This is a genomic window from Williamsia sp. R60, from assembly GCF_054063855.1.
Window position 1 is genome coordinate 231,371 of sequence record NZ_JBSSGR010000004.1, and the last position, 22,412, is coordinate 253,782.

General features: G+C 65.7%; 18 protein-coding genes. All 18 read left to right on the top strand.

All coding sequences use genetic code 11. The features are described 5' to 3' along the window. Window positions 1-81 precede the first annotated feature (81 nt). The 18 genes from ACVWY6_RS20010 (at window position 82) to ACVWY6_RS20095 (ending at window position 22,259) form a co-directional block, all read left to right on the top strand. The gene (locus ACVWY6_RS20010; protein WP_457540484.1) at window positions 82-861 is read left to right on the top strand and encodes an IclR family transcriptional regulator; all 780 of its coding nucleotides are present in this window, start codon (window positions 82-84) and stop codon (window positions 859-861) included. A gap of 127 nt (window positions 862-988) precedes the next feature. After that, the gene (locus ACVWY6_RS20015; RefSeq protein WP_457540486.1) at window positions 989-3,460 is read left to right on the top strand and encodes a GcvT family protein; all 2,472 of its coding nucleotides are present in this window, start codon (window positions 989-991) and stop codon (window positions 3,458-3,460) included. A 50-nt stretch (window positions 3,461-3,510) separates the two neighbouring features. After that, a complete protein-coding gene (gene solA, locus ACVWY6_RS20020; RefSeq protein ID WP_457541157.1) occupies window positions 3,511-4,608 on the top strand; it encodes an N-methyl-L-tryptophan oxidase in 1,098 nt (365 codons plus the stop codon). After that, the gene (locus tag ACVWY6_RS20025; protein ID WP_457540488.1) at window positions 4,605-5,786 is read left to right on the top strand and encodes an aromatic ring-hydroxylating oxygenase subunit alpha; all 1,182 of its coding nucleotides are present in this window, start codon (window positions 4,605-4,607) and stop codon (window positions 5,784-5,786) included. Before solA ends, ACVWY6_RS20025 begins: the two co-directional genes overlap by 4 nt. Before the next feature lie 59 nt (window positions 5,787-5,845). Then, a complete protein-coding gene (locus ACVWY6_RS20030) occupies window positions 5,846-7,324 on the top strand; it encodes an aldehyde dehydrogenase family protein (protein ID WP_457540490.1) in 1,479 nt (492 codons plus the stop codon). A 96-nt stretch (window positions 7,325-7,420) separates the two neighbouring features. Beyond that, entirely contained in the window at window positions 7,421-8,905 is a 1,485-nt protein-coding gene (locus tag ACVWY6_RS20035) for an APC family permease (RefSeq protein ID WP_457541159.1), read from the top strand. A gap of 6 nt (window positions 8,906-8,911) precedes the next feature. After that, complete coding sequence (locus tag ACVWY6_RS20040) at window positions 8,912-10,462, top strand: GMC family oxidoreductase (RefSeq protein WP_457540492.1); 1,551 nt, start codon at window positions 8,912-8,914, stop codon at window positions 10,460-10,462. A 24-nt stretch (window positions 10,463-10,486) separates the two neighbouring features. After that, window positions 10,487-11,272 (top strand): 4-hydroxy-tetrahydrodipicolinate reductase, encoded by a 786-nt coding sequence (gene dapB, locus ACVWY6_RS20045; protein WP_457540494.1) that lies wholly within the window; start codon window positions 10,487-10,489, stop codon window positions 11,270-11,272. Window positions 11,273-11,281: 9 nt separating this feature from the next. Beyond that, window positions 11,282-11,776: a hypothetical protein gene (locus ACVWY6_RS20050; RefSeq protein WP_457540496.1), complete on the top strand. Its 495-nt coding sequence runs from the start codon at window positions 11,282-11,284 to the stop codon at window positions 11,774-11,776. Next, window positions 11,769-12,224 carry a flavodoxin family protein gene (locus tag ACVWY6_RS20055; RefSeq protein ID WP_031332615.1) on the top strand — a complete coding sequence of 152 codons (456 nt, stop codon included), beginning with the start codon at window positions 11,769-11,771 and terminating at the stop codon, window positions 12,222-12,224. Before ACVWY6_RS20050 ends, ACVWY6_RS20055 begins: the two co-directional genes overlap by 8 nt. Window positions 12,225-12,320: 96 nt before the next feature. Next, window positions 12,321-13,133, top strand: coding sequence for a thymidylate synthase (locus tag ACVWY6_RS20060; protein ID WP_023959712.1), 813 nt, complete (start codon window positions 12,321-12,323; stop codon window positions 13,131-13,133). Window positions 13,134-13,140: 7 nt separating this feature from the next. Next, the gene (locus ACVWY6_RS20065; protein WP_457540499.1) at window positions 13,141-13,641 is read left to right on the top strand and encodes a dihydrofolate reductase; all 501 of its coding nucleotides are present in this window, start codon (window positions 13,141-13,143) and stop codon (window positions 13,639-13,641) included. Next, window positions 13,638-14,882 carry a winged helix-turn-helix domain-containing protein gene (locus tag ACVWY6_RS20070; RefSeq protein ID WP_457540501.1) on the top strand — a complete coding sequence of 415 codons (1,245 nt, stop codon included), beginning with the start codon at window positions 13,638-13,640 and terminating at the stop codon, window positions 14,880-14,882. Before ACVWY6_RS20065 ends, ACVWY6_RS20070 begins: the two co-directional genes overlap by 4 nt. Before the next feature lie 79 nt (window positions 14,883-14,961). Continuing rightward, a complete protein-coding gene (gene thyX, locus ACVWY6_RS20075; RefSeq protein ID WP_457540503.1) occupies window positions 14,962-15,714 on the top strand; it encodes an FAD-dependent thymidylate synthase in 753 nt (250 codons plus the stop codon). An 80-nt stretch (window positions 15,715-15,794) separates the two neighbouring features. After that, entirely contained in the window at window positions 15,795-16,700 is a 906-nt protein-coding gene (dapA, locus tag ACVWY6_RS20080) for a 4-hydroxy-tetrahydrodipicolinate synthase (RefSeq protein ID WP_023959704.1), read from the top strand. Beyond that, the gene (locus ACVWY6_RS20085; RefSeq protein ID WP_457540506.1) at window positions 16,697-18,709 is read left to right on the top strand and encodes a ribonuclease J; all 2,013 of its coding nucleotides are present in this window, start codon (window positions 16,697-16,699) and stop codon (window positions 18,707-18,709) included. The genes dapA and ACVWY6_RS20085 overlap by 4 nt, the downstream gene beginning before the upstream one ends. A gap of 27 nt (window positions 18,710-18,736) precedes the next feature. Beyond that, window positions 18,737-19,357, top strand: coding sequence for a TIGR03085 family metal-binding protein (locus ACVWY6_RS20090; protein ID WP_457540508.1), 621 nt, complete (start codon window positions 18,737-18,739; stop codon window positions 19,355-19,357). Window positions 19,358-19,436: 79 nt separating this feature from the next. Further along, window positions 19,437-22,259 carry a DNA translocase FtsK 4TM domain-containing protein gene (locus ACVWY6_RS20095; protein ID WP_457540510.1) on the top strand — a complete coding sequence of 941 codons (2,823 nt, stop codon included), beginning with the start codon at window positions 19,437-19,439 and terminating at the stop codon, window positions 22,257-22,259. Window positions 22,260-22,412 lie beyond the last annotated feature (153 nt).

A 22,412-nucleotide genomic window follows, 5' to 3' on the forward strand; every position in this document is an offset into this window, starting at 1 on the left:
GTCGCATCCGGCGGAGCGTCAGTCAAGCCGACCGGCCGGTTCCGGCGGTGCCCCGGGAGCGCCGCATTAGGCTGAGCGACGATGACTGAAGCCGAGAGTGAAACCCGTCCCGCATCGATCCAGTCGGTGGACCGTGCCCTCCAGGTGCTGGAGATCCTTGCCCGCCAGGGTCAGGGCGGGGTGTCGGATATCGCCGACACCCTCGGAGTCCACAAGTCGACGGTGTCCCGGATCGTCTCGGTCCTCGAGGCGCGGGGGTTCGTCGAGCAGTTGTCTGATCGTGGCAAGTACCGGCTCGGCTTCACGATCGTGCGGTTGGCCGGGGCGACGATGGCGACCCGCGATCTGGGCAAAGAGAGTCGCGAGATCTGTGAGGCACTTGCGGACGAGGCCGGGGAGACGGTGAATCTGGCGATCCTGGAAGGTGATCGGGCCATCAACATCACCGAGGCGAGCGGCCCGCTCGGGATCGCGCTGCGAACCTGGGTCGGGCAGAGTTCGCCCGCGCACGCGACATCCAGCGGCAAAGTCCTCCTCGCCGCCGTGCCGGAAGGGCGGTTGGGGCAGACCCTCCGTGACCAACTCGAGCGGTTCACCCCTCGCACCATCACCGACCTGACCGAGTTGCGCGAGCAGCTGCAACTGATCTCCGCGCGCGGGTGGTCCAGCGCAGTCGAAGAGCTCGAGGACGGCCTCAATGCGATCGCTGCGCCGGTTCGTGACCACACCGGCGATGTGATTGCGGCGCTGAGTATTTCCGGACCCAGCTTTCGGCTCACACCTGAGGCAATGGATGCGTTCTCGTCGCGGTTGTGTGGTGCGGCGCTGGACGTGAGCCGAAGACTCGGCTTCCCGGGCTGAGCGCCCGATTCGCCTGTCCGCTTGACACACGCGTGGCGCGGCTTCACCATTTGTTGCGTAGGGCACGAACGAGTTGCGTAATGCGCAACGCTCGGGCCGTCTCGCCGCAAACGTTTGGAGTCCCCGGGTGGTGCAACCGCGATTTCTGATCATCGGTGCGGGTGTGGTCGGATCGGCCTTGGCCGATGAGCTGACAGCGCTGGGATACACAGAGGTGACCGTCCTCGACCGCGGTCCACTCGCGCCTGGTCAGACGCCGATGACAGGTGGGTCCAGTTCGCACGCACCCGGATTGGTGTTCCAGACCAATCCGTCGCGGACCATGGCGGAGTTCGCGCGCTACACGGCCACCAAGCTCAGGTCGCTGAACACGGCGGACAGCCTCTGTTTCAACACTGTCGGCGGGCTCGAGGTTGCCACCACGCCTGAGCGACTGGCCGACCTGCACCGGAAGGCGGGCTGGGCGCAGGTCGAGGGAATCGAAGCCGCGGTCGTCGATGTCGACGCGTGCGTGCGGCTCCATCCGCTGATCGATCGAGACATCGTTCTGGGCGGCCTGTACACACCCGCCGATGGCCTGGCCGGTGCGCCGGCCGCGATCGGGATGCAGATGCGGCGGGCAATCGACCGGGGCGCAACGTTCTTCGGTGGCCAGCAGGTGATCGAGATCAGCCAACGGGCTGGTGTGGTGACCGGTGTCCGCACCACCGAGCGCACGTTCGAGGCTGACGTCGTGGTCTCGTGTGCCGGGTTCTGGGGCGCCGAACTCGGGAACCTGGTCGGACTGCGGGTACCACTGGTCCCGATGGGGCACCAGTACGCCAAAACCACTGCGCTGCCCGTTCTTCGGGACCATTGTGATCAAGCGCGAGGCCACGCCGACGCGAGACTGCCCATTCTTCGGCATCAGGACGCCGACCTCTACTATCGCCAGCACGGCGAGGCGATGGGCATCGGGTACTACGGGCATCGCCCGATGCCGGTGGACATGGCCTCTCTCGAGGAATTGACCGCGGCCCAGCCGATGCCCTCGATGCTGCCCTTCACCGATACCGACTTCGCTCCTGCCTGGACCGAGTCGATGCGTCTTCTGCCTGCGCTTGCCGAAGTCGGCGTGGTCGAGGGGTTCAACGGCATCTTCTCGTTCACCCCGGACGGGGGCCCGATGATGGGCGAACATCCCGCGCTGTCCGGATTCTGGGTGGCGGAGGCGGTGTGGGTCACGCATTCGGCCGGTGTGGCCAGGACGATGGCCCAGTGGATCACAGCCGGAACCCCCGACCTCGATCTCCACGGTTGTGACCTCGCCCGGTTCACCACTCCGCAGCTTTCGGCCGATTACGTGGCCGAAACGAGTGCACAGGCTTTTGTCGAGGTGTACGACATCATTCATCCCCGCGACCAACGCTCGGTGCAGCGCGGCCTCGCCAGGAGCCCGTTCCATGCGAGGCACGTGGACGCGGGCGCGGTGTTCCACGCCGGCCGCGAGTGGGAACGGCCGGCCTGGTTCGAGAGCAACGCGGGCATGGTCGACTGCGACGTCACATATCCCCACGACGGGTGGGCCGGCCGGAACTGGTCGCCGATCGTGCCGGCCGAAGCCCTCGCAACCCGCCGCCGTGTGGGCTTGTACGACATGACGTCGCTCATGCGGATCGAGGTCACGGGTGCCGACGCCACGAACTTCCTCGACAGGATGCTGACCCGCACGGTGCGGCGACCGATCGGGACGGTGATCTACGCGCTGCTCCTGGACGAGTCCGGCGGTGTCCGCAGTGATGTGACGGTTGCCCGGCTGGGCGAGAACACCTTTCAACTCGGTATCAACGGACCGATGGACATCGACTGGCTGCAACGGCATCGAGCCGATGCCGACATCACCGTCACCGACATCACCGCGGCCACCTGTTGCGTGGGTGTATGGGGGCCGCTGGCCCGTGAACTTGTGGCGCCTCTGTGCTCGATTGATCTGTACGACACCACACTCGGCTACTACCAGGCCGCACGCGCGATCATCGGCGGCATTCCGGTGACCATGATGCGTATCTCCTACGTCGGCGAGCTGGGTTGGGAGATATACGCCGACGCTGCCCACGGCGAAACGTTGTGGGACGCATTGGCAGACGCGGGAAAACCACTCGGTGCGGTGTGGGCAGGGCGGGGGGCGCTGGACGTGTTGCGCCTGGAAAAGGGGTATCGCGCCTGGGGCACCGACGTGGATGCCGAGATGTCTCCCGAGGAAGCAGGGTTGTCCTTCGCGGTGGGAAAGAAGCACGACTTCCTCGGCAGGCACGCGCTCGAGGCGAAGGTGGTGCGCTCGAAGCTCCACACCCTCGTCGCTCTAGACCCACAGGCGATCGTCATGGGCGGCGAGCCGGTGACCGCAGCCGGTCTGGTGGTCGGGTTCGTCACCTCGGCTGCGTTCTCCGCACTGGTGGGCCGGACGATCTGCTATGCCCGACTGGCGCCGCACCTGTCTGTCGGAGACACCGTCGCCGTGGAGTACTTCGGAGAGCTCCTCGACTTCGCCATCACCGAACCGGTGCTCGTCGACCCAGAGGGAGCACGCGTCAAAGGTCTGATCGGAGTGAACAATTGAGTGACCGCAGCGCGGGGAGCTACGACGTCATCGTCCTGGGTCTGGGCGGGATGGGCTCATCGGCCGCCTATCACCTGGCGCGCCGAGGTATGCGGGTCCTCGGGCTCGAGCGGTTCGCGCCTGCGCACGACAAGGGGTCCAGCCATGGCGGATCGAGGATCATCCGGCAGTCGTATTTCGAAGACCCCGCGTATGTGCCACTGCTGCTGCGGTCGTACGAGCTGTGGGAGGAGCTCAAACAGAACAGCGGTGTCGACGTCTACTCGATCACCGGTGGTCTGTTCATCGGCCCACTCGACTCGACGACCTTCTCCGGCTCACTGCGGGCATCGGAGCAGTGGGGCCTGGACCACGAGGTACTGACCGATCGCGAGGTGCATCAACGCTTTCCGGCCTTTGAGCCGCCCGCGGGGCAGTACGCACTCTATGAGCGTATGGCGGGTTTCGCGCGACCGGAGTTCACCGTCCGGGCCCACATCGGGCTGGCAGAGCAGGCGGGCGCCGACCTCCACTTCGGAGAACCGGCGCTGTCGTGGACCGACGACGTCAACGGGGTGAGCGTCCACACCGAGGCCGGTACGTATCAGGCCGCGCAGCTCGTTGTGTGCCCGGGCGCGTGGGCGCCGAAAATACTGTCCGACATCGGGATTCGAATCAAGATCGAGCGACAGGTGATGTACTGGATCGATCACTCGCCGGGGTCACCGTCGATGGAAGGCGGCCCGATCTACATCCAGGAGAACAACAACGTCGAGCAGATCTACGGGTTCCCGCCGATCGACGGTCCTGCAGGCGGAGCCAAGGTGGCGTTCTTCCGCAAGGGAACCGAATGCACACCGGACACGATCGACCGGGAAGTTCACCCGGATGAGCGCATGGACATGCTGGACCGGGTCTCGCAGCTGCTTCCAGGGTTGAGCGGTCCGGTTCTGGACACGGCCACGTGCATGTACTCGACGACTCCGGACGAGAATTTTGTCATCGCCCGCCACCCGCTGCACACCAACGTCTCGGTCGCCTGCGGATTCTCGGGCCACGGGTTCAAGTTCGTGCCAGTGGTCGGGGAGATACTCGCCGATCTGGTCGAGCATGGCACCACCGACCATCCCATCGCCCTGTTCGATCCGGCCAGACTGGCGAGCGCATGACCGTCACCGAGCCGGCGGATCCGCCGGCGTCCGGGCGGGATGCCTCCAGACCCTCTTCTGCGCCTTCGGAACCGGCGCTCATTCCCACGCTGGCAGGCGAGGCGTACACCGATCCGGGCTTCTTCGCGGCCGAACAGGAACGGATCTTCGAGCGGATGTGGTTCTGTGCCGTGCTCGCCGCCGATGTGCCCACTGCCGGTGCGTTCCGCACAGTTGTCATCGGCCGAGAGAGCGTGTTGATCGTCCGGGGTCGCGACGGGACGTTACGTGCGTTCCTCAACAGTTGCCGCCACCGCGGTGCACTCATCTGTGACCAGCCCGAGGGGCAGGTGCGGCGCAACCTGCAATGCCCGTATCACGCCTGGACCTACGGGCTGGACGGAAAACTCGTCGCCGCACCCAACCTGGCCGATCTCGGCGACATCGACCGGGCCGCTTACGGTCTGATCCCCGTCGCCGCCACCGAGTGGCTCGGCTACCTGTGGGTCTGTCTGGCCGACACCCCGCCGTCGTTTGCCGACGAGGTCGTCGGCGCCGTGACGGACAGGCTCGGGAGCACGGAGTCGATCGAGCGATACGAGGTCGATCAGTTGGTACTGGGCCGACGTGAGCGGTACGAGGTCGCCGCGAACTGGAAGCTCATCATCGAGAACTTCATGGAGTGCTATCACTGCGCCACCATCCACCCGGAGTTGACCGAGGTGCTGCCGGAGTTCGCCGACGGTCTGGCGGCCCAGTACTACGTGGGCCACGGCGCACTGTTCGGCGAGGATGTCGAAGGATTCACCGTCGACGGTTCACCCGGCCACGCGACGTTGCCGGCGTTGTCGGATGCGCAGGATCGCCGGTACTACGCGATCACGGTACGGCCGCAGGTGTTCATCAACCTGGTCCCCGACCATGTGATCGTGCACCGGATGTACCCGGTGGCGGTCGACGCCACGGTTGTCGAATGCGACTGGCTCTATCGGCGAGAAGTGGTGGATTCAGGTGCGGACCTGGACAAGTCGGTCGAGTTGTTCCATCGGGTCAACCTCCAGGACTTCGCCGCGTGTGAGCGCACTCAGCCGGGCATGTCCTCTCGTGCCTACCGCCGCGGCGGCGTACTGGTTCCCGCCGAGCACCACATCGGCGAGTTTCATGATTGGGTACGTGCGGAGGTCGATCCGGCGTCATAGTTGTTCCACGACACACCCGGCCGCGCGAGATCGGCCCAGGGCGAGAGGAGTCCGACCGCGTGGCAGATCTGTTGATCGGAGGCAAGTGGGTCGCCTCGTCCTCGGGCGAGCGACGCGATTGCATCAATCCCGCAGACGGTTCGGTGGTGGCGACGGTCGACGAGGCGAGTGCCGATGATGCTCGTGCTGCCGTCGACGCGGCCCGCGCCGCCTTCCCGGTATGGTCCGCCACTGCTGTCGCCGAGCGTGCCGCTGCTCTCGACAGCATCGCGGACCTCCTCGGCCGCGACCGCGAGCAGCTGGCCCGTATCGAGACCCTCGACACGGGGAAGACCCTGGCAGAGAGCCACATCGACATCGACGATGTGATCTCGGTGTTCCGGTACTACGCGAATCTGGCACGCACCCAGGCCGACCGGGTCGTCGATGTCGGCAACCCGGAGGTGATCTCGCGGGTGGTGGCCGAACCCGCAGGGGTCTGCGTCATGATCGCCCCGTGGAACTACCCGCTGCTGCAGATCTCGTGGAAGGTGGCTCCGGCGCTGGCTGCAGGTTGCACCATGGTGCTCAAACCCAGTGAGGTGACCCCCCTTTCGACCATCGAGTTCGCAAAGCTGATGTCGGAGGCAGGTGTCCCGGACGGGGTGGTGAACCTGGTCCAGGGGAGCGGCGCTGCGGTCGGCGGGGCGCTCACCGACAACCCCGACGTCGATCTCATCTCGTTCACCGGTGGACTCGCCACCGGTCAGAAGATCTCCGAGGTGGCGGCCAAGCATGTCACCAGGGTTCTCGTCGAACTGGGCGGGAAGAACCCGCACATCGTTTTCGCCGATGCGCTTGCGGACGACCAGGCGTTCGCCAATTCGGTAGACCAGGTGCTCACAGGTGTATTCCTTCATTCCGGCCAGGTGTGCTCGGCCGGAACCCGATTGATCATCGAAGAGTCAGTGGCCGATGACTTCGTCGACGCGCTGGTCACCGCGGCCGAGCAGATCGTGATGGGTCCGGGCCTCGACCCGGCGAGCAGGACCGGCCCCCTGGTGTCCGAAGCGCAGCTGCGCAAGATGCAGGAGTTCGTCCGGGTGGGTGTCGAGGAGGGAGCCGCCCTCGTCGCCGGCGGACGACAGCCCGACGACGAGGAACTCGCGTCCGGGTTCTTCTTCCTGCCGACCATCTTCGACCACTGCGATCGGAGCATGCGGCTGATCCGGGAGGAGACGTTCGGCCCGATCCTCACCGTCGAGCGATTCACCTCCGAGTCCGAGGCGCTCGAACTCGGCAACGACACGGAATACGGCCTTGCTGCAGGTGTCCGCACCTTCGATGCCGCCAAGGCCGAGCGCATGGCGCGCGGGCTGCGTCACGGCACCGTGTGGGTCAACGATTTCGGCTACTACACCCCGGCCGCAGAATGGGGTGGTTTCGGGCGATCCGGCAACGGACGCGAACTCGGACCGACAGGGCTGTCGGAATACCAAGAGCTCAAACATATTTGGAACAACACCGCGGCACCCGCCGCGGGATGGTTTTCCGGCTAGGCGAGGCGTCCTTCGAAAGGTTACGGCCCAATGACCACAACGCAACCCGGGGGCGCGCCCCCGCCCGGATCCACATCTTCGTCCGCCGACACCGGGATGGAGCATTTCGGTTACAAGCCCAGCCTCGATCGCAGTATCGGCAAGTTCGCCAGTTTCGCGGCCGGCGTGTCCTACATCTCGATCCTGACCGGCACCTTCCAGTTGTTCTACTTCGGTTTCGGTACCGCCGGTCCGGCGTACCTGTGGTCCTGGCCGCTGGTGTTCATCGGGCAGATGGCTGTTGCTCTGTGTTTCATGGAACTGGCCGCGAAGTACCCTGTCGCGGGCTCGGTCTACAACTGGTCAAAACTGTTGGGCAGCAGGATCGTCGGATGGTCATCGGGCTGGCTGATGCTCACGGCGTCGATCGTCACGCTCGCGGCCGTGGTACTCGCACTGCAACTCAACCTGCCCCGTCTGTGGAGTGGCTTCCAGATCATCGGTGATGGCACCGGAGAGTACGACTACGCGGGCAATGCAGTCATCCTCGGCACGATACTGATCATCATCACCACGGTCATCAATGCGCTCGGCGTGAAGCTGATGGCGATGATCAACAGCGCGGGTGTGTTCATCGAACTCATCGCGGCTGTCCTGATCGCGATCATCCTGGCGGCCAACATCGAACGTGGCCCTGATGTGTTCTTCTCGACGAACGGCTACGGCACGGGAGAGAGCGGTGGCTACCTCGGTGCGTTCTTGATCGCCTCGCTTGCCTCGGGATATGTGATGTACGGATTCGACACGGCCAGCTCACTCGGCGAGGAGACGATGGAGCCGCGGCGCACGGCGCCCAAGGCCATCTTCCGGGCGATCCTGGCGTCCTTTGTCATCGGCGGCGCCATCCTCGTGTTCGCGGTCATGGCTGCACCCGACCTCGACGATCCGGCACTGGGTGAGCAGACAGGAAGTCTGCAGGGCATCGTCGAGGCCGTGATGTGGGGACCGCTCGGCGATATCTTCCTGGTGTGCATCGTGATCGCGGTCATCGTGTGTTCGCTTGCCGTGCACACTGCGGCGATCCGGCTCACCTTCGCGATGGCGCGCGACAATGCGCTCCCGTTCGGCAATGCCCTGGCGCGCGTCCACCCCAAGACCCAGACCCCGGTGGTGCCGGCCATCGTGATCGGCGTGTTGGCGGTGCTGATCCTGGTCATCAACATCAACCAGCCGAAGATATTCACGGTCCTGACCTCGATCGCCATCATCATGATCTATCTCGCGTACCTCATGGTGACCGGTCCGTTGCTCAAGAAGCGTCTGCAGGGGCAGTGGCCGCCGAAGGACCTCAAGGAGGACGGTTATTTCACCATGGGCCGGTGGGGGATGTTCGTCAACATCGTCGCGGTCGTCTGGGGTGCCGCGATGGCGTTGAACCTCGCCTGGCCGCGAGAAGCGGTGTACGGCACCCCTTGGTACAACACCTGGGGTGCGTTCGTGTACATCGGCATCATCCTGGCCGCCGGGCTGCTGTGGTACGGCGTCAAAGGACGTCACCACATCGGGGTGCTCCGGTCTCACGCATCGTCCACCAAGGAGTGAATCCTCGTGCCGCAGCAACATTTCGACTACGTGATCGCCGGGGGAGGCACAGCGGGATGTGTGCTCGCGGCCCGGCTGAGCGAGGATCCGTCGGTGACGGTGTGCCTGGTGGAGGCGGGGCCCACCGATGTCGACAATAAGGACATCCTGGAACTCGCGGCGTGGATGCACCTGCTCGACTCGGGCTATGACTGGGACTACCCGGTCGAACCTCAAGAGATCGGTAACTCGTTCCTGCGTCATGCCCGCGCAAAGGTGTTGGGCGGCTGCTCCTCTCACAATTCCTGCATCGCGTTCTGGCCGCCGGCCGAGGGGTTGGCGGAGTGGGAGGCGTCCGGACTGACCGGGTGGGGTCCGGATTCGATCCGGCCGCTGGTGCGCAAGCTCGAACGCAACGACGCCGAAGGCTCACACGGACACGACGGCCCGGTCCGGTTGCGGGATGTGCCACCGGATGACCCCTGCGGCGCAGCCGTTCTCGAGGCGGCCGCCCAGGTCGGCCTGCCCACCGTCAAATTCAACCGCGGTGACACCGTGCTGAACGGCGCCGGGTGGTTCCAGATCAACGCCGACGAAGACGGCACCAGGATGAGCACCTCACACGCCTATCTGCATCCGATTCTGGGGTCGCGTCCGAACCTCGAGGTACGGACCGGATGCTTTGTCAGTGAGGTGGTCTTCGAAGGCACCGCCGCAGTCGGCGTTCGCTACCAGCGGCCAGACCTGACCGGGTACGACGTGGTGTCGGCGACGCGCGAGGTGATCGTGACCGCCGGGGCCATCGACACCCCGAAACTGCTCATGCTCTCGGGGATCGGTCCGGCAGAGCACCTACGGGATATGGGCATCGAGGTTCGCGTCGACGCGCCCGGTGTGGGGGCAAACCTGGACGATCATGTCGAGGGACTGGTGTTCTGGGAAGCCTCGCGTCCGATGGTCACCACGTCGAGCCAGTGGTGGGAGATCGGATTGTTCGCCACCACCGAGCCTGATCTTGTGCTGCCGGATCTGATGATGCACTACGGAAGTGTGCCGTTCGACATGAACACCCTTCGGTGGGGTTACCCGACCACCGACAACGGCTTCTGCCTGACTCCCAATGTCACACAGGGGCTTTCGCGTGGGACGGTGCGGCTGCGCAGCCGCGATTTCCGTGACCGCGCGAAGGTGGACCCGCGGTACTTCACTGATCCGGACGGCCACGACAACCGCGTGATGCTGGCCGGCGTGAAGCTCGCACGCACCATTGCCGAGCAATCACCGCTCAAGCAGTGGATCGCGCGCGAGTTGGCCCCAGGGCCCGACGCCGTCACCGATGACGAACTCCTCGACTACATCCACAAGACGCACAACACGGTCTATCACCCGGCGGCCACCGCGCGGATGGGTCCCGACGGCGACCCGATGGCCGTGCTCGACGCGCAGTTGCGCGTGCGCGGCACCCAGCGGCTGCGGGTCGTGGACGCGTCGGCAATGCCCAAGCTCCCCGCGGTGAACCCGAACATCACCGTGATGGCCATGGGAGAGAAGTGTGCCGAGCTGATCAAGGCGACGTGAACGGCCTGCGCCACCGTCAGGCCCATGACCGGACGCCCACTGACTAGACTCGGCCGGGTGAATGACCAGATCAATGTCGGTGTACTCGGTTCCGGCGGCAAAGTCGGGCAGGCCATCGTCGACGCGATCGAGGCCGCATCGGACCTGAGGTTCAGCGCCGGCGTCGACAAGGACGACTCGCTGACGCGTTTCGTCGAGACCGGTACGTCGGTGGTGGTGGACTTCACCCACCCTGACGTGGTGATGGACAACCTCGAGTTCCTGATCGACAGCGGCATTCATGCCGTGGTCGGGACAACGGGTTTCGATGACAACCGGCTCGAAACAGTGCGCGGCTGGCTGGCGAAGAAGCCGGACGTCGGTGTGCTCATCGCACCCAACTTCGCGATCGGCGCCGTGCTGAGCATGCGGTTCGCCCAACAGGCCGCGCGCTTCTTCGACTCCGTCGAGGTCGTCGAACTACATCACCCGCACAAGGCCGATGCCCCGTCCGGGACCGCGTACCGGACCGCACGTCTGATCGCCGAAGCCCGCGCGGCGGCGGGCGTGCCGATCAGTCCGGATGCCACCAGCACCGAACTCGAAGGCGCACGTGGGGCCGACGTCGAAGGTGTTCGTGTCCACTCGGTTCGTCTGGCGGGCTTGGTCGCCCACCAGGAGGTGCTCCTCGGGACGCAGGGGGAGACGTTGACCATCAGGCATGACTCGATCGACCGGACATCGTTTGCGCCCGGAGTGCTGCTGGGCGTCCGTCAGATAGCGTCTCGGCCCGGCCTCACCGTGGGTCTCGACGAGTTGATGGACCTGTGAGTCACGCCGGTGAGTGAGAAACGCGCAGATGCCCGGCCGATCGTCCTCGCGATCGCAGCCCTGGTTCTGGTGCTCTGCTTCTACTTCGTTCTGCTGGGGACGCGGGGTGTCGATCTGTTGACCAGTGGCGAGGCCGTCGGGGTCGGTCTCGGAATCGGAGTGCTCATCCTGCCGTTGCTGGGTGTCTGGATGGTGGTCGCAACACTGCGGGCCGGGCTCGCCCATCAGCGGCTCGCCAGACGAATGGCAGAAGAGGGCACCGAACTGGACGTCTCCGCGTTGCCCAGACGCCCGTCCGGCCGGATCGAACGCGACGCGGCGGACGAGTTGTTCGCGAAGGTCAAGGCCGAATGGGAAGCAGACCCCAGCGATTGGCGCGCCACCTACCGCATCGCCCGGGCCTATGACTACGCCGGTGACCGTTCCCGTGCCCGCGAGATGATGAAACGCGCTGTCGCGCAAGAGAAGGAATCGAGTACCGCCGACGGCCGTGCTGATGGCTGACGCGCGGACATTGCTCGTGGTGCACCACACGCCTTCGCCGCCGACCCGTGAGCTGTTGGAGAAGGTGCTCGAAGGCACGGCCGACCCGGAGATCTCCGGTGTGCGGGTGCGGCCCGTCGCGGCGCTTGCGGCCACCGTGCCCGACGTGCTGGCCGCCGACGGCTTCCTGTTCGGCACCCCGGCCAACTTCGGGTACATGTCGGGCGCGCTGAAGCACTTCTTCGACACCGTCTACTACCCGGTGCTCGGATCGGTGACCGGTAAGCCGTACGGCTTGTGGGTGCATGGCAACAACGACACCGCGGGGGCGGTGGCTTCCGTTCAGCGCCTTGCCACGGGGTTGGAACTCGAGCCTGCGGCCGCGCCGCTCGAGATCACGGCAATCGACCCGTCCACGCGGGAGGCGTGTTACGAGCTGGGCGCAGTGCTGGCGGCCACAATCGCTTGAGCCACCGTCCTGCTCGAGGGTGTGCGAAGACTGGATGGTTCGCCGCGGCGACACGCGGAAACGCTGCCGAGTCCGACGCACCCTAGACTTGACCCCGTGACGGACGCGGCCAAGATCCCAACCCCGTACGAGGACCTGCTTCGGCTTGTGCTCGACACGGGAACGCCCAAAGCCGACCGCACCGGTACCGGCACCCGGAGCCTGTTCGGTCATCAGCTCCGATACGACCTCGCCGAGGGTTTCCCGCTGATCACCACCAAGCGGGTGCACCTGAAGTCGATCGTCTACGAGCTCCTGTGGTTCCTCCGTGGCGATTCGAACGTGCGGTGGTTGCAGGACCGCGGCGTGACCATCTGGGACGAGTGGGCCGATGCCGATGGCGAGCTCGGACCGGTTTACGGCGTGCAGTGGCGCAGCTGGCCGACCCCGTCCGGCGAACACATCGACCAGATCTCCGCCGCGCTCGAGCTGCTGCGCAGCGACCCCGACTCCCGGCGCAACATCGTCTCCGCGTGGAACGTGGGCGAGATACCGCAGATGGCTCTGCCTCCCTGCCACGCGTTCTTTCAGTTCTATGTCGCCGACGGCAAACTCTCGTGCCAGCTCTATCAGCGCAGCGCTGACCTGTTTCTCGGGGTGCCGTTCAACATTGCGTCGTACGCGCTGCTGACGCACATGATGGCCGAGCAGGCGGGCCTCGGTGTCGGCGAGTTCGTCTGGACCGGCGGCGACTGCCACATCTACGACAATCATGTCGAGCAGGTCACCACCCAGCTCCAGCGCGACCCGTATCCCTACCCGCGCTTGTCGCTGGCGCGGCGGGACTCCATCTTCGACTACGAATACTCCGATATCGAGGTCCTGGACTACCGCTACCACCCGGGCATCAAGGCGCCGGTGGCGGTCTAGTTCGCCGATGACAATCGCACTCATCTGGGCTCAGGCTGCCGACGGGGCAATCGGTCGTGGTGGCGACATACCGTGGCATCTGCCCGAGGACCAACGGTACTTTCGGCAGATCACCGGCGGGCACCCGGTGGTGATGGGGCGGCGTACCTGGGATTCTCTCCCGGCTCGATTCCGTCCTTTGCCGGGTAGGGCCAATCTTGTTGTCACCCGCAATGCTCAGTGGTCCGCGGACGGGGCTCAGACCCACCCGAACGTGCGCGACGCCCTCGACGCCGGACTCCACCTCGACGACACGGTCTTTGTCATGGGCGGTGGTGAGATCTACAGCGCAGCAATGGAATTAGCCCACGCGGCGTACGTCACCGAGATCGACCTCGAGGTGTCTGATGCCGACACCTGGGCGCCTGCACTCGATCCCCGCCGATGGGCGCTCGAATCGGACGGAGGCTGGCTCGAATCGCCCACCGGTGTCCGCTATCGATTCCTTCGGTATTCGGCGTCACCGTGACAACCGTTCGACGAGCCCGGGCCGAATCGCTGTCGGCGACGCAGGCCCGCAAAATCGCCCTCGCCGCACAGGGTTTCACGGACCGCCGGCCCACGGGTCCGGTGACCCGGCGTCACCTGCAGCGCGTCCTGGAACGAGTCCGCCTGTTCCAGATGGACTCGGTCAGCGTGGCCGTACGGGCTCATTACATGCCGCTGTACAGCCGGCTCGGTTCCTACGATCGCGGCCTCCTCGAACAGGCCGCGTGGGAACCCACCGCCCGTCGTCCCGCGCTCTTGGCCGAGTACTGGGCGCACGAAGCCGCACTGATTCCCATCGAGCATTGGCCGCTCTTCCGTTGGCGGATGGACGATTTCCAGCACGGGCGCTACAAAGAAGCAGTCGGTGACCCACAAGCCGCCGCGATGCGCACACAGATCCGCGAAGCGGTCGCCGAGTTGGGGCCCTGTACGAGCGGGATGCTCGAAGATCATCTCGGCCACGAGAAGCGGACACGCAAAGGCACGTGGTGGGACCGCAGCCACGTGAAGTACCTGTGCGAGGTGATGTTCGCTGCGGGTGAGCTGGCTGCGGTGCGACGCAGCGGCTTCGCCAGGTATTACGACCTCACCGAGAACATCGTCGGGGAGAACACCGAGGTCACCGTGCCCCGGGACGAGGCAATCCGCGAATTGGTCGCCGGTTCGGTGACCGCGCTCGGTGTCGGCACCGAGGTCGACATCCGCGACTACTACCGTCTCAAGCCGCAGGCGGCCCGCGAGGCACTGGATGATCTCGTCGCCGCCGGGCGTGTTCAGCAGGTGGAGGTCGAGGGCTGGGCGAAACCGGCATTCCTCGATCCCGCCGCGCGACTACCGCGAAAAGTCGAACGCACGGCCCTGCTCAGCCCGTTCGATTCGTTGGTGTTCTTCAGGCCCCGTACCGAGCGGCTGTTCGATTTCCGCTACCGGATCGAGATCTACGTTCCCGAGGCCAAGCGCGTGCACGGCTATTACGTCTTCCCGTATCTGATGGGCGAGCGGCTCGTGGCCCGGGTGGACCTCAAGACCGACCGGGCAGGTGATCAGTTGCTGGTCCTCGGCGCGTTCTGCGAGAGCCGGGCCGATCCATTGGAGGTGGCCACCGCGTTGGCCGCGGACCTGCTGGACATGGCACAGTGGCTCGGCGTCAGCAGGGTCGAGGTCGGTTCGCGGGGCGATCTGGCAGCCCCTCTCACCGCCGCCGTGCACGCTCAACTCTGAACCCGTCCTCGGCCCGACCATCGGGTCCGGGGCGGTGAAGGGGACAATCGGTGCTCCAACACGAAGAAAGAGGAATGCGGTGTCCGAACTGGTGCCATTGAAGGTGCAACTGGTGGCGAAGTCGTCGTTCGACCCGCCGACCGATGTGCCGTGGACCACAGATGCGGACGGGGGTGAAGCCCTCGTCGAGTTCGCCGGGCGCGCCTGTTACCAGAGTTGGGACAAGCCCAATCCGCGGACCGCGACCAACGCCGGATATTTGCGTCACATCCTCGAAGTCGGGCATCTGTCACTGCTCGAACACGCCACGGTCACGTTCTACATCTCAGGGATCTCCCGGTCGTGCACCCACGAGCTGATCCGCCACCGACATTTCTCCTATTCGCAGCTGTCGCAACGCTTTGTGCCCGAACATGATTCGAATGTCGTCTGCCCTCCGGCGATCCGGGGCGACGCCGAACTCGAAGCCCTGTTCGTCTCGGCCACCGATGCCAGCCGCGCAGCCTACGCCGAACTGCTGACGGCACTCGAAGAGAAGTTCTCCGATGTGCCCAACAACATCCTGCGGCGCAAGCAGGCCCGTCAGGCCGCACGTGCCGTCCTGACGAACGCCACGGAGACCAAGATCGTCGTCACCGGCAACTACCGCGCCTGGCGGCACTTCATCGGTATGCGGGCCACCGAGCACGCCGACGTAGAGATCCGTCAGCTGGCCATCGAGTGCCTGCGTCAGCTGCTCGACATCGCCCCAACGGTGTTCGGGGACTTCGAGATCGGGCGGCTCTCCGATGGGTCGGAGGTGGCGACGTCCCCGTTCGTACTGGAGGGGTGAGAGTCGGGCCGGGACCGGCCGACCTCTGGCGGCGCCGCGGATGCGGGATCGGCGCAGGGCCTCCGGTAACCTTAGCCACCATGACCACCGGTGAGACGCAACCGCAGAGCTTCCCTTTCGGGACTGTCAGTGTTGCCATGGTTACCCCGTTCACCGTCGATGGAAAGCTCGACCTGGACCGGGCCGGCGAACTCGCCGTGAAGCTCGTGGACGGCGGGTGTGATGGGCTGGTGGTCTCCGGGACCACCGGCGAGTCGCCGACGACGACGCCCGCCGAGAAACTCGATCTGCTCAAGACCGTGCTCGCCGCGGTCGGTGACCGGGCCCGCATCGTGCAGGGCGCCGGGAGTTACGACACGCGGGAGAGCGTCTGGTTCGCGAAAGAGGCCGCAGCGCTCGGCGCGCATGGCCTCCTCGTGGTGACCCCGTACTACTCGAGGCCTCCGCAGACCGGTTTGCTCGCACACTTCACAGCGGTCGCCGATGCCACCGACCTACCGGTGATGCTCTACGACATCCCGCCGCGCTCGGTGGTGCCGATCGAACACCGCACACTGCTCGAACTCTCACGCCACCCGAACATTGTCGCTGTCAAGGATGCCAAGGGCGATCTGAACTCGGCGGCGTCGCTGATGACCGACACCGGGCTGCAGTACCTGTCCGGTGAAGACGCGCTGAACCTGCCCTGGCTCTCGATCGGCGCGGCGGGGTACGTCAGCGTCATCGGACACCTGGTACCCGATCGGCTGCGCGACATGCTCGACGCGGTGAACAAAGGCGACCTGGTTCGCGCCCGCGAACTGAATGCGTCGATGATCCCGCTCGTCAATGCGATGGGCCGACTCGGCGGCGTCACGATGGTCAAGGCTGCGCTGCGCATCCTCGGTCTCGACGTCGGAGACCCGAGGCTCCCGCAGGTGCCGGCCACCGGCCCCCAGATCGAAGCCCTGATCGCCGATCTGCGCGTCGCAAAGGTGCTGTCATGACCACGAACGAGCCCGGCCGTCGCCGGGGACGAGTCATTCGCAAGGCCGGACCGCCGGCAGAACCCCCCGTAGAGAAGAACGAGTCGAAACCCCCAGTGGCCAAAGCCCAAGAACCCGTCACCACCCCAGAGCCCGTCGCTGCCGCGGCATCCGGCACCTCGGCGCCCGCCGCCGCGCGAGCACCGAAGTCAGGCAACTCGGGTTCACCCGGCTCGAGTTCGTCTGGGTCCAAACGAAACTCGCGTGATCGCCGGGGCGGTGCAGCTCGCAAGGCCGCGGCAGAAAAGAACGCCGAGTCGAAGCAGGTCGATCCGACCGAAAAACTCGGTGCACCGCGACGGCTGCCCGCCGGCGGCCTGCGCGTCGTCGCCCTCGGTGGCATCGGCGAAATCGGCAGGAACATGACCGTATTCGAGTACGACGGTCGTCTGCTCATCGTCGACTGCGGTGTGCTCTTCCCCGAGGACGCCCAGCCCGGTGTCGACCTGATCCTCCCGGACTTCCGGTACATCGAAGACCGCATCGACGACGTCGAGGCGATCATCCTCACGCACGGCCACGAGGACCACATCGGTGCGGTCCCGTTCCTGTTGCGACTGCGTCCGCAGATCCCGGTCATCGGGTCGAAGTTCACTCTCGCCCTGCTCGCCGCCAAGTGCCGCGAACATCGCCAGCGTCCGAAACTGGTCGAGGTCGTCGAGGGCGAGAAGACCACGCACGGACCTTTCGAATGCGAATATTTCGCGGTCAACCACTCGATCCCCGATGCTCTCGCGGTGGCGATCCGGACCGGTGCAGGCGTTGTCCTGCACACCGGCGACATCAAGCTCGACCAGCTGCCGCTGGACGGCAGGCTCACCGACCTCGCCGGGTTCAGCCGCCTCGGCGACGAAGGCGTCGACCTCTTCCTCGTCGACTCGACCAACGCCGAGGTGCCCGGGTTCGTCACACCGGAACGCCAGATCGGTGGGGTGCTCGACCAGGTGATCGGCAAGGCCCGTCAGCGCGTGATCGTCGCCTCGTTCGCCAGCCATGTGCACCGCATCCAGCAGGTCGTCGACGTGGCCCACACGCACGGACGCCGGGTGACATTCGTCGGACGCTCGATGGTTCGCAACATGCAGATCGCCCAGGAACTCGGCTACCTGCGGGTGCCCGATGGCGTGGTGGTCGATCTCGACACGGCCGCAACACTTCCCGACCACAAGCTGGTCCTGATCTCCACCGGATCGCAGGGCGAACCGCTGTCGGCACTGTCACGGATGGCTCGCGGTGAGCATCGGCAGATCAACATCCGCGCGGATGACCTGGTCGTCTTGGCGTCTTCGCTCATCCCGGGCAACGAGAACTCGGTGTTCGCGGTGGTCAACGGCCTGGCGCGACGCGGGGCGACCGTGGTCACCCAACAGAGCGCCAAGGTGCACGTGTCGGGTCACGCATCGGCCGGTGAGCTGCTCTACCTTTACAACGCCGTCCGGCCCTCCAACGTGATGCCCGTGCACGGTGAGTGGCGGCATCTTCGCGCCAACGCAGCACTGGCTGTTGCCACCGGCGTCAAGCCGGAGGCCGTTGTCCTCGCCGAGGACGGTGTGGTGGTGGATCTGATCGACGGTCGCGCCCAGATTTCCGGCCGTGTCCCTGTGGGCTACGTCTACGTCGACGGACTCTCGGTGGGAGACGTGGGGGAGTCGACGCTCTCGGAGCGTTTGGTGCTCGGCGAGGGCGGCTTCATCGCGATCGCCGTGGTGATCGACGCCGACACCGGCCGGGCGATCAATCCGGCCGAGGTTTCCGGAAGAGGATTCTCCGATGATCCGACCGCGCTGAAAGAGGCGGGCGACCTGGTCGATCAGGCGCTGGCACAGATGGCGGTCGAACGCGTCACGGACACTCATCGGATCGCTCAGACTATCCGTCGTGTGGTGGGTCGCTGGGTCGCCGACAAGTACCGGAGGCGCCCCATGATCGTGCCGACCGTGATGACCGTCAGCGAGTCTTCGGCGGACTGACCACGCCGCACCTCATAGGGTGTGTGCATGACCATTGCCCGAGATGAACGCGCCGCGCTGGTGTCCACCCTGCGCAGCGTCGGCCCCGATGCCCCGACGCTGTGCGAAGGGTGGACCACCCGAGACCTGACCGCTCACATGATCGTCCGCGAGTACCGGCTCGATGCGATGCCCGGCATCCTCGTCCCGGCCTTGGCGGGCCGGACCCAAACGGCCCAGGACCAGGCCGCGCGCGACGACTGGGACGCGATGCTCGCCAAGTTCGCGGCGGGTCCTCCGCTGTACTCGCCGCTCAAGCTGGTGGACCGCTTCGCCAACGTGACCGAGATGTTTGTTCACCACGAGGACGTCCGGCGTGCGGGCGGACCCTGGGAACCGAGAGACCTCGACCCGGCCACCGAGAAGGCGATTCGGGTGCCGCTCAAGGCGATGGGGAAGCGCGCGATCGCTAAGTCGCCCGCCACCGTCGAGATGATCACCACCGACGGACAGAAAGTGGCCACCGGCGGCCGGGGACCGCAGGTCACGGTGACCGGTGATCCCCTCGAACTGCTCATGTTCGCGTTCGGGCGTCACGAGACACTGGTTGACTACGCCGGCGACGCCGATGCTGTCGCTGCGGTCAAATCGGCCAAACGCGGACTCTAGCGTTTCGATTTCAACACATAGCCCGATACGCGTGTTGCAGATGAGGTAGCTGTGACAGTTGCCGACTAGGCTGTCAGCCATGGCAACCAAGTCCACCGCCCGTCGTTCCGGTGCGTCGGGTCGTAGTCCCGCGCGCTCCGGCGCCGCCCCGGCCAAGAAGGCCGGTGCCACCAAGGCTGCACCCCGAAAGGCCTCTCCCAAGAAGGGGTCGTCGGCGAGCGCCGGAAGCCGCAAGACGCCGGCGAAGAAGGCTGCGAGCCGGCCGTCCACCCGCACGTCGGCTGGGACGAAACGCGCCTCCACCACGCGTTCCGGCGCAACATCTCGTGCCTCGGCCCCCCCACGCAAGTCCGTGGTGAAGTCCGTTGGCAGCGGTGTCGGCGCCGGGTGGGGTTTGCTCGCCAAGGGTGTCGGCGCGATGGCGCGCGCCGGCTCACGCAGTGGCGATCCCGACTACGACGAGCGCGTGTACGGAGCCGACGACGGATGGGACGAGGGCGGGGACGCGGACGGATCGTTCTCTCCGCGACCTGAGCACCCGCACACACAGGGACGCGACGGTGTTGCGCTTGTGATGATCGCGCTGTCGATCGTCGTGGTCGCGTCGGTGTGGTTCAGCGCGGGCGGACCGGTGGGTGCATTCGTGGACTCGGCGACTCGCGCGCTGATCGGGTCGGCTGCGGTACTTCTCCCGATCGTCCTCTTGGTGGGCGGTTTCATCCTGATGCGCCACGGACCCGATCCGGCGGGTCGCGCTCGGCGCATCGGGGCAGGCCTGCTCATCGCGTTGCCCATCGTCGGGCTGTGGCACATCTTTGCCGGTGCACCCACAGATTTCTCCGAGCGACAGCACGCCGGCGGATTCTTCGGAATGGCCGCAGGTGGTCCGCTGACCGACGGCCTGACGGCCTGGTTGTCGGTGCCGATCCTGCTGCTGTGCCTGGCCTTCGGGCTCTTGCTCCTGTCCGGTCTCACGGTGCGTGAACTGGTCGACGTCACCCGTGCCTACCTCGGGCTCGGTGTCGACGACCACTGGGACGACGACGAGGACGTGGACAACGATGAAGACGGTGGTTACGCAGACACAGCCTTCGGCGATCCGTACGACAACTACCCGCCCGACGACAACGCGACCCGGGCGACCGAAACTCTGCGACGGCCGGCGCGTCGACGCCAGTCCACTGCGGTGACGGCGGGGGAGGCACTGACCGAACCCATCATCGAAGACGAGCCGGTGCCTGCTGCCGTGACCGAGGCACTGAGCACACCGCCGGTCGGCGCCCAGCCGGTCCGCAAGCGCGCGGTGCCCAAACCTGCGCCGAAACCGGTGCGGCCCGAGCCCGAGCCCGAACCTGATCTCGACTCCGGCAGCGGCCACGATGCACTGGTCGTGGACAAGGCCGTGGAAGGCGACTACCGGCTTCCGCCGGCCAGCCTCCTGATCGAGGGTGACCCGCCCAAGCTCGGCAGCGCGGCCAACGACGAGATGATCGACCGCATCTCGGCGGTCCTGGAGCAGTTCAAGATCGACGCGGCCGTCACAGGATTCACCCGGGGGCCGACGGTCACGCGGTACGAGGTGGAACTCGGACCAGGTGTGAAGGTGGAGAAGATCACCGCCCTGCAGCGCAACATCTCGTACGCTGCGGCAACCGACAACGTGCGGCTGCTGGCACCCATCCCGGGTAAGTCCGCGGTGGGGATCGAGGTCCCCAACAGCGACCGCGAGATGGTGCGGCTCGCCGACGTCCTGACCGCCGGTTCGACGCGCAAGGACAAGCACCCGCTGGTCATCGGTCTGGGTAAGGACATCGAAGGTGATTTCGTCACCGCCAACCTCGCGAAGATGCCCCACTTGCTCGTCGCCGGTTCCACCGGTTCCGGTAAGTCGAGCTTCGTCAACTCGATGCTGGTCTCGCTGTTGACCCGGGCCACTCCCGACGAGGTACGGATGATCCTCATCGACCCCAAGATGGTCGAGCTCACCCCTTACGAGGGCATCCCGCACCTGATCACCCCGATCATCACGCAGCCGAAGAAAGCTGCCGCGGCACTCGCGTGGCTCGTGGAGGAGATGGAGCAGCGCTACCAGGACATGAAATCCTCGCGCGTTCGTCACATCGACGACTTCAACAGCAAGGTGCGTTCGGGAGAGATCTCCACACCGCTGGGATCGGAGCGGGTCTACAAGCCGTATCCGTACATCCTCGCCATCGTGGACGAGCTCGCCGATTTGATGATGACCGCTCCGCGTGATGTGGAGGACGCCATCGTCCGGATCACCCAGAAGGCGCGTGCGGCAGGTATCCACCTCGTGCTGGCCACGCAGCGACCGTCCGTCGACGTGGTGACCGGCCTGATCAAGACCAACGTCCCGTCGCGGCTGGCGTTCGCCACGTCGTCGCTCACCGATTCCCGGGTCATCCTGGATCAACCGGGCGCCGAGAAGCTGATCGGTATGGGCGACGGACTCTTCCTCCCGATGGGCGCGAGCAAACCCGTCCGTATGCAGGGTGCGTTCATCACCGACGAAGAGATCCAGGCCGTCGTCGACTTCGCCAAGGACCAGAGCGAACCCGATTACACCGAGGGTGTGACAGCGCAGAAGGTCTCGGACAAGAAGGACATCGACTCCGATATCGGCGGCGATCTCGACGACCTGCTGCAGGCGATCGAACTGGTCGTGTCCAGTCAGTTCGGCTCGACGTCCATGCTGCAACGCAAATTGCGCGTCGGATTCGCCAAGGCCGGACGGCTGATGGATCTGATGGAGACCAGGGGAGTGGTCGGACCCTCCGAGGGTTCGAAGGCACGAGATGTGCTCGTCAAGCCCGAGGACCTGGCCGGGGTGATCGCCTCGATCACCGGCGGCGGTGACACGTCGGACGACTCGGACGACTAGCCCTACCCGTTTCGTGGCGGTGGCCGTTTTGTGTGTTGCCAAAGTCTCACCAGCGAAAAAGTCTGACCGGGTGATGTCACGGGGGTCGCAGCGCATCTGCGCTGTGACCGTCGGAACATCCTCTGCTGCAGGAGAATCCCAGACGTAGCCGTT

Coding starts and splice junctions, on each gene's coding strand:
- ACVWY6_RS20055 (WP_031332615.1), top strand. CDS start 11,769: ATGGCTGACGCGCGGACATTGCTCGTGGTGCACCACACGCCTTCGCCG.
- dapB (WP_457540494.1), top strand. CDS start 10,487: ATGACCGGACGCCCACTGACTAGACTCGGCCGGGTGAATGACCAGATC.
- ACVWY6_RS20090 (WP_457540508.1), top strand. CDS start 18,737: ATGACCATTGCCCGAGATGAACGCGCCGCGCTGGTGTCCACCCTGCGC.
- dapA (WP_023959704.1), top strand. CDS start 15,795: ATGACCACCGGTGAGACGCAACCGCAGAGCTTCCCTTTCGGGACTGTC.
- ACVWY6_RS20095 (WP_457540510.1), top strand. CDS start 19,437: ATGGCAACCAAGTCCACCGCCCGTCGTTCCGGTGCGTCGGGTCGTAGT.
- ACVWY6_RS20010 (WP_457540484.1), top strand. CDS start 82: ATGACTGAAGCCGAGAGTGAAACCCGTCCCGCATCGATCCAGTCGGTG.
- ACVWY6_RS20065 (WP_457540499.1), top strand. CDS start 13,141: ATGACAATCGCACTCATCTGGGCTCAGGCTGCCGACGGGGCAATCGGT.
- ACVWY6_RS20085 (WP_457540506.1), top strand. CDS start 16,697: ATGACCACGAACGAGCCCGGCCGTCGCCGGGGACGAGTCATTCGCAAG.
- ACVWY6_RS20035 (WP_457541159.1), top strand. CDS start 7,421: ATGGAGCATTTCGGTTACAAGCCCAGCCTCGATCGCAGTATCGGCAAG.
- solA (WP_457541157.1), top strand. CDS start 3,511: ATGGGCTCATCGGCCGCCTATCACCTGGCGCGCCGAGGTATGCGGGTC.
- ACVWY6_RS20025 (WP_457540488.1), top strand. CDS start 4,605: ATGACCGTCACCGAGCCGGCGGATCCGCCGGCGTCCGGGCGGGATGCC.